The following is a 12430-nucleotide window of genomic DNA, read 5'->3' as shown; positions in this document are numbered from 1 at the left end:
CGTTAGGCATTGGCGGGCAGGCTGTGGTGGCGTTGCCACAAGGCCCGGTAGCGCTGTTCCTCGGCCTGCCAGCGGCTATCGTCCCAACCCAGCAGCGGCTGGCACAGGCGGCGGATGGCCGGCAGGTACTGGGCGGCGCCCTCGGCCAGCAGCAGGCCGATGCGGGTGCGGCGCAGCAGCAGGTCGTCCAGGTGCAGGACCATCTCCGTCTCGGCGGCGAACGCCAGCTCGGCCCACAGGGTGTCGCTGGCACCGATGCAGTCGCCGCCGAGGCGCGCCACCTGTTGCGCCAGGCGCGGCAGGTCGCGGCCATAGCGGCCGGCCAGGCGCCGAGTCTGGGCGCGACTCAGGCCGGGGATGTCCAGCGCGGCCGCGGGCGCGAACACCGGGGCGCCGTCATCCACCACGTCCCGCCCGAGCATCGCACCGCAGGCTTGCAGCACTTCGATGGCCTGGGGGCGGAAGGTGGTGAGCTTGCCGCCGGCCAGGGTCACGCAGCCGGGCTCCTGCCACAGCACGTGTTCACGGGTGACGTTGGACGGCTTGCCCTGCTGCCCCTCGCTACCGGCCACCACCGGGCGTACCCCGGCCCAGGTCGACAGCACGTCCCCGGGACCGATCTGTGCCTGGGGAAACTGCTGGGCGCAGGCGGCCAGCAGATAGCGCAGTTCTTCCTGGCTGATGCTGGCGCTCTGGTCCAGGTCGTCGCGGTGGTCGAGGTCGGTGGTGCCCACCACGGTGGCGCCTTCCCAGGGGAAGACGAACACCGGCCGCCGATCCTCGCCATGCATGAAGCTCAAAGCCTGGGCCACAGGCAGGCGCCAGCCCGGCAGCAGCAGGTGACTGCCGCGCAACGGCCGCAACTGCCGACGGCTGCTCGCCGGGCGCAGGCGCTCGGCCCAGGCCCCGGTGGCCACCGCCAGGGCCGCGCAGCCAAGGGTGTGCACGGCGCCGGTTTCACTGTCCTCGATCGCCACCCCGCACACTCGCCCGTTCTCCCGCAGCAGGCGGGTCACCCGCAGGCCATTGATGGCCACGGCGCCGTCGGCCCGGGCCTCGGCCAGCACCCGCAGCACCAGCCGCGCATCGTCGGTCAGGGCATCGAGAAAGCTGGTGCCGCCGAGCAACCCCGGTTCCTTGACCCCGGGGGCCAGGTACTGCAGTTGCCGGGCATCGTGAAAGCGATGATTGCGCCGCCCGGCGAGGGCGTCATACAGGCTCAGCAGGCCGCCAAACAGCGTGGGCCCGGGAAACTGACCGCGGTAATGGGGCATCAGGAAACTCATGGGCTCCACCAGCCCCGGGACTTCCTGCAACAGGCGCTGGCGCTCGCGCACCGAGTCCCGGGTCAGGCGCCACTGGCCCTTGGCGATATAGCGCAGCCCGCCGTGGACCATCTTCGAGGAACGGCTGGAGGTGCCCCAGGCAAAGTCCCGCTGCTCCAGCAGCAGGCAGCGCCAACCGCGCCGCGCCGCCTCGCGCAGAATGCCGGCGCCGCTGATACCGCCGCCGATGACGATCAGGTCCCACGGCTGCGCTGCCAGCTCCGGCAGTACCTGTTGCCGCCACTGGGCATTCCAGTCCTGGCTCATGACCTCACTGCTCCAGTAGCGTGCCGGGGTTCAGGCGCCCGGCGGGATCGAAGTGGCGACTCAGCGCCTGCAGGGTGTCGATCGCCAGCGGGCCCTTCTCCCGCAGCAGGTACGGCGCGTGGTCCTTGCCCACCCCGTGCTGGTGGCTGATGGTGCCATGGTGATTGACGATGGTCTGGCTGGCGGCGTGCTTGAGCGCCTGCCAGCGGGCCAGGGTCGCCGGGTACTGGGCGTCCGGGCGGAACACGTAGGTGGTGTAGATGCTCGAACCTTCGCCATAGACATGGGACAGGTGGGTGAACACATGCACCTGCTCGCCCTCGGCGGCCAGGCCATCGCGCAGGCTGCCCTCGATGCGCTGCAACAGGCGGTCGACATTGCTCCAGTCGGTGGCGGTTTCCAGGGTGTCCACCAGGTAGCCGGCGTTCCACAGGCTTTCGCGCAGGTAGGGAAAACGAAAGCGGTTCTGCGCCCACTTCTTGCCCAGCAAGGTGCCGGTGAACACCCCGCCGAAGGCCTTGAGCTGGCGCCGGGCATGACGCAGCGACAGGGCGTTCTGCTGACGGTCGCCGGTGACGCCGAAGGTCAGCAGGCACTTGCCCGCCCCGGCGCCGCGCAGGGCCAGGTATCTTTCCAGCCAGGCGATCTGCGTCGGATGGCCGGCCAGGGCCAGTTGGGTCTCGGTCTCCACGGCATTGGACAGGCGCAGCATCGACAGCGGCACCCGAGCCTGGGCCAGGGCGCGCACCGCTTGCAGGGCCTGGGACCAGTCGGGCAGGAACACCCCATAGAAGCGCTCGTCATCGGGCAGGCGGCTGACCCGTACCTTGACCTCGGAAATGATCCCGAAGCGCCCTTCACTGCCCAGCACCACCTCCCGCATATCCGGCCCGGCGGCAGACGCCGGAAAGCTGGCGATGGGCATCGGCCCGGCAAAGGTTTCCAGGGTGCCGCCGGCGAACAACTGCTCGATGCGCCCGTAGCGCAGCGACTGCTGGCCACTGGAACGGCTGGCAACCCAACCGCCCAGGGTCGACAGCTCCCAGGACTGGGGGAAATGCCCCAGGGTGTAGCCCCGGGCGCGCAGCTGGCTTTCCACTTGCGGGCCGCTGGCACCGGGGCCGAAGGTGGCCAGCAGGCTGTCTTCGTCCAGCTCCAGCAGGCGGCTCATGCGCGCCAGGGACACCGTCAGCACTGGGCGTTCGGACCAGGGCGGGTTGATGTGCCCGGCCACCGAGGTGCCGCCGCCGTAGGGAATCAGGCACAGGTCGCGGTCCTCGGCCAGGGCCAGCAATTGGCGGATCTGTTCGGCGGTTTCCGGAAAGGCCACGGCGTCGGGGTAGACCCCCAGCGCGCCTTCGCGCAGGGCCAGCCAGTCCGCCAGACTCTGGCCGCGGGCGTGCAGCAGGCGTTCCTGGGGATCGATGCAATACAACGGGTGGGCAGCAAGGCGTGAAGCCGGTACCTTGGCCAGCGCCTGTTCCAGAGTCGCCTCCGGCAAGCGGTGCCCCGGCCCCAGGCGTTCGGCGAGAAACCCCGCGCCCTGGGCCGGCAATTCGACCACCGTGGATGCATCCCCCCAGCCGTTCCAGCGTCGCATACGTGTGTCCTTGTGCTGTTCTTATAGGTCTTGCTTCAGGCTCCCTATACTAGTGCGCGGCTGAACGCTGTCACGGTCGCATCGCGCCAGAGGATGTAGCCGATTGAGTCAGACACAGGTGACATCCGGCGCCAGTTACCGAAGAATCCGCACCCTCCCCATCACAGGCTCGCGTCCATGCCGACAACCCTGAAAACCTGCGCCCCGCTGTTCTGGTCCACCGACCTGGGCATCGACTACGGCGCGCCAACCTTGCACCTGCACGACTTGCTGCCCGTGGTGGGAGAGGAACACTCGGCCTTCTTCCAGAACCGGGACGGCATCCTGATCGGCGAAACCCTGCAACTGATCTGGTGCCCGCCGGTTGCCGACCTCAATGGCTGGAACGAGCAGCCTTCGGAAATTGCCCTGAGCCAGCTCCTGCGGGTGCGGATCACCGGCCCGGCGCCCGAGCCGCCGACACCACGCAATGCCATCCACCATGGCCGGCCGAGGTACCGCTTCCTGGTCCTGTCCTGCCAGCCACTGCCGGCGGCCCTGCGCGCCCAACCGCTGGCACAGGACGCCTGGCACATGCCGCTGATCGAGAATGGACAGGGCAGTTGCCTGACCTGGGAGGCCATCGACAACTGCAGTCGCGCCGAGGTCCAGGGGCTGATCTACCTCAGCACCTACCGCCGCGACGAAACCTATATGGAAATGTTCATCGAGGACCTGGGCGGACAACTGTTCGGGCTGCTTTCGGTGCACCTGGGCCCGGGGGGCGACGACTATGATTTTGGCCGGCGCCTCCTGCAAGGCGCGGAGTTGCGGGCCATCCGCCGCGCGCTGGCCATGGCCCGGCCCCTGAAGGATTCACAGCCCGACTACCTGGTCCCCTGAACCCCGGGGCGGATAAAAGCGCCCAGAAAAAGACTAAGCAGCTGTTTTCAAACTCATTTTTTTGCATTGGGGGGCTTCACAGCCCGTCTATAAGTTGGTAAATTTGCGCCCGTTCTTGCAGCGGACCTCCCCGGACCGGCAATCAAGGCAAGTAACGTCGCAACAGCTACAGGGGCGTCGCCAAGCGGTAAGGCAGCAGGTTTTGATCCTGCCATGCGTTGGTTCGAATCCAGCCGCCCCTGCCATTTTCTTTCTGTCTATCCCATCAAGTGTTCTGCCAACAGCTCCAGCAAGGCGCTGACCTTGGGCAGTGCCTGACGATTCTTCATCCATAGCAGATGGATTGCCTGTCCCTGGGTTGCACAGTGCGGCAGCACCTGTACCAGGCTGCCCTCATCCAGCTGACGCTTGACCAGCCACGACGGCAATTGGGCAATCCCGTAGCCCGCCATCACCGTCATCAGCAACCCCTGCCCATCCCCCACCACGCAAGCGGCCGGCATCACCCGACGCTCGATCTCCCCTCGCCGGCTGCCGGGAAAAGTCCAGGGGTTGACCCGTCCATCCACCCAGCCGTAGGCGATGCAGCGGTGGCGCAGCAGATCGGCATCGGTCAAGGGCGTGCCCTGATGCTCCAGGTAGGCCGGCGAGGCACAGAACAGGTGCCGCTCGTGGCCCAGCTGACGATGCCCCAGGGCGACGGGCCACTGCGCGGGTCCGCCGAGTCGCACGGCAATATCGACACCGGCCTCAAGGGGATCGGCAAAGGCATCGGCAAAGGTCACGTGGGGTTGCAGCAAGGGGTGTTCCCGGGCAAAGCGCAAGATCAGCTCCAGCACTTGAGTGCGACCAAAGGCCCCCGGCAGATCGAGGCGCACCTTGCCCCTCAGTTCGGTGTTTTCCGCCTGCAACGCCCACTCGGCCTCTTGCAGATCGGCCAGTACCCCGGTGCAGGTGCGATAGAAGGCCTGCCCCGCATCGGTCAGCGCCAGACTGCGAGTGGTGCGCTGCAACAGCCGGGCCTGCAGGCGGCCTTCCAGGCGGGCGATGGCCTTGCTGACAGCGGACGGCGTCAGGTTCAGGCGCTCGGCGGCGGCCTTGAAGCTGCCGGAGTCGGCGACACAGACAAAAACATCGATGCCCTTCAGGCGTTCGGAAGCAAACATGCAACGTCCTTATTCATGAATCAGTTTCCATTCACTAAAGAAAAATCATCATAAAACAGAAGCCAATTCCTCAGTAAGCTCAATCCCCCCGACTCAACCTGCACCACTTGAAGAGGCATGGATGCTGTACACCCTGAAAAACTACCCGGGCACCATCAAGCTGTTGCTGTCGGGTTCGCTGATCCTGACCCTGGCGCGGGCGATCACCCTGCCCTATCTGGTGATCTACCTGTCCGCTAGCTACGGCCTGAGCGTCGCCGACATCGGCCTGGTGATCGGCAGCAGCCTGATCGTCGGCTCGCTGCTGAGCCTCTACGGCGGTTACCTGGTGGATCGGATCGCCACCTACCGGCTGATCCTGGCCTGCGTCGCGGTCTTCACCCTGGGCTTTGTCGGCGCCTTTGCCGCCCCCGGCCTGTGGCTGCTCTACCTGTGCCTGGTATCGATCAACCTCGCCTACGCGGTGTTCGATATCGCGGTCAAAGCCGGTTTTGCCCAACAGTTACCGGTGACCGAGCGCAGTGAAGTGTTCTCGATCAAGTACACCCTGACCAACATCGGTTATGCCGTCGGCCCGTTGCTCGGCGCCTGGCTGGCCCAGCAAGGCATGAGCCTGCCCTTTGTCGCGTCGAGCGCCCTGGCGGCGGGATTCTTTGCCCTGTACCTGACACAGGGCGACAGGCAGCTCCAGTCCGGCGCCAGCCCCCATCAGCCCCTGTCCTTTCTCGCGCTGGGCCGCCAGCTGCTGCGGGATTACCGCCTGATCTGCTTCACCCTGGGCGGCTTGCTCAGCGCGGTGGTCTTTGGCCAGTTCTCGGCTTATCTGTCCCAGTACCTGGTGGTCACCGAGTCCGCGCAAGTCGCCTACACCACCATCAGCACCCTGGTGGCGACCAATGCGTTGCTGGTCATTGCCCTGCAGTACGCCATTGGCCGCAGGATCACCCCCAACCACCTGAAGCAGTGGCTGACGGCAGGCCTGAGCCTGTTCCTGCTGGGGGTCGCCGGGTTCGCCCTGTCCACCAGCCTGCCGCTGTGGGTGCTGTCGATGGTGGTGTTCACCCTGGGGGAAATCATCGTGTTTCCTGCCGAATACATGTTCATCGACCTGATCGCCCCCGAGCATCTGCGAGGCCTGTACTACGGCGCGCAAAACCTCTCCAACCTCGGCGGGGCCCTGGGCCCGATACTCTGCGGCATGGTCCTGGCAAGCCAGCCGGCGCACTGGATCTTCTACATGCTGGGGGCGTTCATTGTCCTGGGCGGACTGTTCTACTGGCTGGGCGCGGCCAATCTGCAACGGCCCTCGGAGAACGAAACCCAGGCAGACGTCATGCCCTGAGGGCCCCGCCCGGCCAACCGGGCCCTCACCTGCCATTCACAGCGCCCCTGAAGGTTCGTTCCCCTTTGTACCCTCCCCTACAAAGAGCAACGCACCATGAAAAATACCGATCTCAGCCACCTGATCCTCAGCGACCACGCGCGCATCGAAGCCGCCATCAGCACCGGCGCGGCCTGGGAAGTGTGGTTTCAGGTGGAGTTCCTGATCCTGCTGCGCTCGGTCCATGTGGCCGCCGCCCGCGAGGTGCCCTATCCGGCGCCCAACCAGGCCTTGCGCCTGGACGTGCTGGCGCAACATAACGTGGAGAACTACGCGATCGAACTCAAAGTCGAAAGCGCCACCAATGCCGGCAACAAACTCTTGGCCGAAACCCAGAAAGACATCGACAAGCTGACCCAGTACACCGACCCGGTGGCTGCGCGCTGGGCCGTCGCCCTGGGCTACAGCGACGTGGCCAAACGCGGGCTGCGGGATTTTGCCAACACCCACAAGGGACGGGTGAACTATCAGGAGTCCGGGGCCCTGGGCTGCATGATCGCCACGGTTTGAACAGGCCCGCCGAGGCAAGGCCATGCCCGACGCCTTCCCGATCTGGTCGCCAGCATTGGCCCCCGGTCTTGAGCAACAGGTGTCCACGCCGGAGACGGTCATCGACTAGCGACCGGCGTTGAGGCGGGACCGGGGCAACCCGCCGGCTTGAATCAGCGGACGGCAGTATCTTTTCGCCAAAACGTTCAGATAAGTCCGATGACGGTGGCCGCCCGCTCCTTGTTAAGTTGTCCGCTGTTTTTCAGCTGTCCGCCGCTGATCGACAATCTTCTCGTTGATCAGCGGCGCTTCGGCCAATGGAATCAGCCGCAATACGTCAAGGAGCGACCCATGTTCAGCCCGGCCGACCAGACCCACTTCAGCCTGGACATCCAAGGCATCCAGCACGACTTCCAGGTGCTCTCGTTCCAGGGCACCGAAGCCATCAGCCAACCGTTTCGCTTTGACCTGCAACTGGTCAGCGAACGACCCTTCATCGACCTCGAACCCCTGCTGCACCAACCGGCCTTTCTCGCCTTCGATCCCCAGGGCCATGGCATCCATGGGCTGATCCAGCGCATCGCCCAGGGCGACGCTGGCAAGCGCCTGAGCCGCTACAGCCTGTCGCTGCTGCCGCACCTGGATTACCTGCGCCATCGCAGCAACCAGCGGATTTTCCAGCAGCTCTCGGCGCCGCAGATCATCGCCCAGATCCTTGAAGAGCACGGCATTCTCGGCGATGCCTACCAGTTCCAGATCCAGCAGCCCTGCCCCGAGCGCAACTACTGCGTGCAGTACGACGAGAGCGACCTGCACTTCATCCAGCGCCTGTGCGAAGAAGAAGGCCTGCACTACCACTTCCAGCACAGCCGCGAGGCGCATTTGCTGGTGTTCAGCGACAACCAGAGCGTGTTCCGCAAGCTCGGCCGACCCACCGCCTACGTGCAGGGCAGCGGGCTGGTGGCGGACGAGCCGGTGATCAAGGGCTTCAACGTGCGCCTGGAAACCCGTACCAACCGCATCACCCGGCGCGACTACGACTTCGAAAAGCCGCGCCTGCAAATGGAGGCTGCCTACAAGCCCGACGCCAAGACCCAGGAACCGGACCTGGAGGACTACGACTACCCCGGGCGCTTCACCGATCGCCAGCGCGGCAAGTTCCTCAGCCAGCGCGCCCTGGAACGCCACCGCGCCGACTACCGCCAGGCCGAAGGCTGGGGCGATGAGCCGCGACTGGTCAGCGGGCATTTTCTTGAGCTGACTGATCACCCGCGTGGCGAGTGGAACGACCTGTGGCTGCTGACCCGGGTGACTCACGAAGGCAAGCAGCCCCAGGTGCTGGAGGAATCGATCACCAGCGACACCGAGACCGCAGACGGCTTCCAGCAGGGTTACCGCAACCGCTTCCTCGCCACCCCCTGGGATGTGTTCTTTCGCCCGCCGCTGGAGCACCCCAAACCCCGGGTCCTGGGCAGTCAGACCGCAGTGGTTACAGGCCCGGCAGGAGAGGAAATCCACACCGATCCATACGGCCGGGTCAAGGTGCAGTTCCACTGGGACCGCGAAGGCCAGGGCGACGACCAGACCAGTTGCTGGCTGCGGGTCGCCTCCAGCTGGGCCGGCGACCGCTACGGTGCCCTCGCCATCCCGCGCGTCGGCATGGAAGTGCTGGTGGACTTTCTCGAAGGCGACCCCGACCAGCCGCTGATCAGCGGTTGCCTGTACCACCAGGAACATCCAACGCCTTACGCACTGCCGATCAACAAGACCCGCAGCACCTTCAAGACCCTGAGTTCGCCGGGCGGCGGCGGTTTCAACGAAGTGCGCCTCGAAGACAGAAAAGGCGCCGAACAGATCTTCGTCCACGCCCAGCGCGACTGGGATGAAAACATCCAGCACGACCAGAAAATTCGCGTCGGCCACGAGCGTCACGACACAGTTGAAGGCAACAGCTACAGCGAACTCAAGGCCGAGGAACACCGCACCATCCACGGCGAACGCAAAACCGAAATCCGCGCCGACGACCACCTGAACGTGGCGCACGACCAGCACATCCAGCTGGGCACCGCACAACTGCTCCAGGCCGGACGTGAGATTCATCTGCAAGCGGGCCAGAAGATGGTGATCGAAGCGGCCAGTGAACTGACGGTGCAAGCCGGGGGCAGCTTTATCAAGCTCGACGCCAGCGGCGTCAGCGTGAGTGGGGCGTTGCTCAAGGTGAATGCGGGGGGCGCTGCGGGGCAAGGCAGCGGCGTCGGTATTGAGCCGCCGATGCTACCCGGTGTGGCGGACAAGGATAAGGCCGGGAGCTTGATGGAGAAGGCCTTGGTGAATCCCAAGCAGAAAACCAAACCTGAAGAAGATTATCCGTTCTCGCTGTAACCCTCGATTTCATGGACATGCAGATTGATGGATATGGAGTCCGACTATGTTGATCAGCCCGCCTTTTCTCCCGTTAGCCGCCCCAAACGAAAGCGATGAGGACTTTATCAATCGGGCGATGAACAGTACTGAAGGAGCCTTTCCTCTCGGTCAGAACATGATCTGGCACGGTGGTATCCATCTCACGGCACCGAGGGAAGGGAACACTCACCTGCCCGTTCGCGCCATCGCCGATGGAGCCGTGGCTTATGTTCGTCAGCCTACGGCAACCAACACGGATACCAGCCATCCTTTGAATTATCGAAATGGCTGGACCGATGACGGCTGCCTGATTCTGAAACACGAAACGGATATAGGCGAAGGCGCCCACGGCAAGGTTGTTTTTTATTCAATCTACATGCACTTATCCGCTATTAAATCCGTCGATATCGCAATTGATATGCCTATTTACCGGAAGGACGAATTAGGTACGGCGGGCAGGATTTATGGTGCTCCCCATAAAATTCACTTTGAAGTCATCTGCTCTCAGGAGCAACTTGGCCATTTTCTAGGCAGGAGTACCGGGCGCCTGACCACCACCAGGAATGGGCGAACCGATAGTTGTTGGGGCGATGTTCACTTCTACATTCCTCCAGAAATACTGTTCTATGCCGCCCGGCCGACCAACCCAACAAGCGCAACTAATGAATCGGCCATTGTTCACCGGCATATCGATGCGTATTTTGTTTCCATGAAATATGAACAAGGACAGTGCACATTAACCACTTTCAATGAATCCGGCACTCGACTGGGAGAATGGCAGGAAACGCAAGATTACGAATACAACCTCTATACGACTGCCAAAACGCTGTATCCCCGCTCACCGAGTGCGGGTTATGAGTTATTGCGATTTGGCCGGATATTGGGTCCAGATCTACTACAGCCCCATGATGCGGCGCACTGGCGACAAGTAGCCTATCCGGCGAGCGGCGCCCATCCGGCAGGCGTCGCTGGGTCAACCTGAAAAGTCCTACCGTTACTGTCTATAGCGACGCCGACTTTCCCCATTGGCAGGGTTGGAAATTGATTGACGATGACACCGATGGCGATGGTCGTTGCCAGTCTGAACAGGTTATGGAATTACTGGGTATTTCCGAGATTCCAGTGACGCCACAACAGCGTACTGCCCATAGTGCGATGATCAACACACCTGAAAACCAGAAAAAACTTAAACGACTGATTTGTAAATTTCCCAGCGAATGGGAAAGAGCCAACTTTTTCAACAGGTACAACTGGTTGAGTGAAGGTAATGAGCCTATTATTTCCGCACAGGCTCAAGAAAAATTGAAGTTGCACTATGAGGCGTTGGCCTTTTGGGAAGATATGGATCTGAAAGATATTAATTCAGAGCACTGGCATTTTCCACCGAAGGAGTTTGTTCGGGTTTTTAGAAAGTGTGGATGGCTCAGTAGCAATGAGTTAATAAGAGCTTTGGTAAAGGCTCCTGAGCTTGGGAGGCAAAGGGCAGAAGAGTTGAGAGTGCCAATGAATAAAATGCTCTCTAAATACATAATCAACACCTCAAGCATTCGAATATCTCATTTTCTCGCACAAGTAGGCATAGAAACTGGGTGGTGGGAGTACAGGCAGGAAATTGGTGGGCCACGGTACTTTCGAACAATGTATGAGGTCATCACGCCAACTGAAGCAGGTGAAGATTACGATACAGCAATCGCTAGAGAGCGGAACTTGCCAACGGGGCGTCGCCCGATTGAACTGCCCAATCCGGGCCCTAACCCTAGACCAACAATTACTCGCGAAAACTATATGGCGAGTCGCCCAAATCAGATAGCAGTAAAGGCGGCTGGCATGGATAACGGCGTTGCCAACGCACTGGCCGGAGGGATGGTAGGAGATGGCGATCGATTTCACGGTCGAGGTTTTCTACAAATTACTGGGCGACGAAACTATAAAAATTATGAACAGTATAGAGCTCGAAATTTTACAATAGATCCAAATCCTAACCTGCTTGCTACAGATGATTATAATGCTTGCGATGCATCTGGATTTTATTGGGCCAGGGAGAAAATCAATAGGCGTGCAGATGAAGGTTCAACCCAAACAGCCTCTAGAGTTGTGGGGGCAATAATTAACAGAGGAAATCCAAATGGTATACCCAGCCATAACAATGAGAGGCGACAGGCGTTCGAAGCCATCTGGAGTGTATTAAATGATGAGGCATAAGTTTTCTCTTAGGTTGCTGGCACTGTTTTGTTCTGCTTTTTGTTCGTTGCAGGCTTTCTCTAACGAACAGCAATGCTTACCCAACATGCCGAAAACCAAGCTTGAAGTTTTCGGCTGCTTTCAGGAGGGTGGTGTAACCATACTCAAACTAGCTCCCAGGGACCAACCGACCTATGACACAAACCTGGAAAACTTGCCGACATTTATTGTCATGGGAAAAGCATTTAACGAGGTCCTGCGGGTGCTCGGCAAAGGAACACATCAGCCTTATAACAACTTGATAAAGCTTCCTTACCCTAGTGCAATACTTCGTGTTACAGAAGTATCCAAAGCCGTAAGAGTAAAGCTGGTTAAAGAAGGATGGAAGTTATTGGATATAAAAAATTTCACATACGGAAAATCAGATGGGACGGAAGGGGCAGATGTGGTTTGTAGCACTTTCATAAATAATTCAAGCGACGTATTTACAGCCGTTTCACAGTGCAGTTTTTTATATGAGGACGACATATTAAATCTAAAGGATATCCTGGGATCGGTAGGCCACTAAAGTGATCCTCTTACCCGCACCCTATCAGCGGTTTATGTGAACAAGCAGCACAAAGTTTGCTACTTCTAATTGGCTAGAAAAGTCTGGAAAATACATGCCGGCTTCTGCAATGCGTACAACTAAATCGATCCAAAGTGATCTCGCGCGCGATGGCGAAGAGGGCAAATA

General features: G+C 61.2%; 10 protein-coding genes and 1 tRNA gene. 8 read left to right on the top strand and 3 right to left on the bottom strand.

Features of this window, described 5'->3' with window-relative positions:
* Nucleotides 1-2 precede the first annotated feature (2 nt).
* Nucleotides 3-1592: a glycerol-3-phosphate dehydrogenase/oxidase gene (locus tag L1O02_RS14440; protein ID WP_235760133.1), complete on the bottom strand. Its 1590-nt coding sequence runs from the start codon at nt 1590-1592 to the stop codon at nt 3-5.
* Nucleotides 1593-1596: 4 nt separating this feature from the next.
* Nucleotides 1597-3192 carry an FAD-binding oxidoreductase gene (locus L1O02_RS14435; protein WP_235760132.1) on the bottom strand — a complete coding sequence of 532 codons (1596 nt, stop codon included), beginning with the start codon at nt 3190-3192 and terminating at the stop codon, nt 1597-1599.
* 177 nt (nt 3193-3369) lie between these two features.
* Here L1O02_RS14435 and L1O02_RS14430 point away from each other — a divergent pair, with 177 nt between their 5' ends.
* Nucleotides 3370-4074, top strand: a complete 705-nt coding sequence (locus tag L1O02_RS14430; protein WP_235760131.1) for a hypothetical protein — start codon at nt 3370-3372, stop codon at nt 4072-4074.
* Nucleotides 4075-4244: 170 nt separating this feature from the next.
* A tRNA-Gln gene (locus tag L1O02_RS14425) sits at nt 4245-4319 on the top strand.
* A gap of 12 nt (nt 4320-4331) precedes the next feature.
* Here L1O02_RS14425 and L1O02_RS14420 read toward each other — a convergent pair.
* A complete protein-coding gene (locus tag L1O02_RS14420) occupies nt 4332-5240 on the bottom strand; it encodes a LysR family transcriptional regulator (RefSeq protein WP_235760130.1) in 909 nt (302 codons plus the stop codon).
* A 121-nt stretch (nt 5241-5361) separates the two neighbouring features.
* Here L1O02_RS14420 and L1O02_RS14415 point away from each other — a divergent pair, with 121 nt between their 5' ends.
* The 6 genes from L1O02_RS14415 to L1O02_RS14390 all read left to right on the top strand — a co-directional run bounded on the left by L1O02_RS14415 (nt 5362) and on the right by L1O02_RS14390 (nt 12262).
* Nucleotides 5362-6582 carry an MFS transporter gene (locus L1O02_RS14415; protein WP_108544012.1) on the top strand — a complete coding sequence of 407 codons (1221 nt, stop codon included), beginning with the start codon at nt 5362-5364 and terminating at the stop codon, nt 6580-6582.
* A 96-nt stretch (nt 6583-6678) separates the two neighbouring features.
* Nucleotides 6679-7131, top strand: coding sequence for a hypothetical protein (locus L1O02_RS14410; RefSeq protein WP_108544014.1), 453 nt, complete (start codon nt 6679-6681; stop codon nt 7129-7131).
* A 330-nt stretch (nt 7132-7461) separates the two neighbouring features.
* Nucleotides 7462-9492 carry a type VI secretion system tip protein TssI/VgrG gene (tssI, locus tag L1O02_RS14405; protein WP_235760129.1) on the top strand — a complete coding sequence of 677 codons (2031 nt, stop codon included), beginning with the start codon at nt 7462-7464 and terminating at the stop codon, nt 9490-9492.
* Nucleotides 9493-9538: 46 nt separating this feature from the next.
* A complete protein-coding gene (locus L1O02_RS14400) occupies nt 9539-10495 on the top strand; it encodes a M23 family metallopeptidase (RefSeq protein WP_235760128.1) in 957 nt (318 codons plus the stop codon).
* A 59-nt stretch (nt 10496-10554) separates the two neighbouring features.
* Nucleotides 10555-11715 (top strand): hypothetical protein, encoded by a 1161-nt coding sequence (locus L1O02_RS14395; RefSeq protein ID WP_235760127.1) that lies wholly within the window; start codon nt 10555-10557, stop codon nt 11713-11715.
* Nucleotides 11702-12262 carry a hypothetical protein gene (locus L1O02_RS14390; protein ID WP_146189202.1) on the top strand — a complete coding sequence of 187 codons (561 nt, stop codon included), beginning with the start codon at nt 11702-11704 and terminating at the stop codon, nt 12260-12262. Before L1O02_RS14395 ends, L1O02_RS14390 begins: the two co-directional genes overlap by 14 nt.
* The last annotated feature ends 168 nt before the right edge of the window (nt 12263-12430 follow it).

The organism is Pseudomonas sp. BC42, assembly GCF_021560055.1.
Lineage (GTDB): Bacteria > Pseudomonadota > Gammaproteobacteria > Pseudomonadales > Pseudomonadaceae > Aquipseudomonas.
The sequence above is the reverse complement of the archived record's forward strand: the minus strand, read 5'-3'. Positions and strand labels throughout refer to the sequence as shown.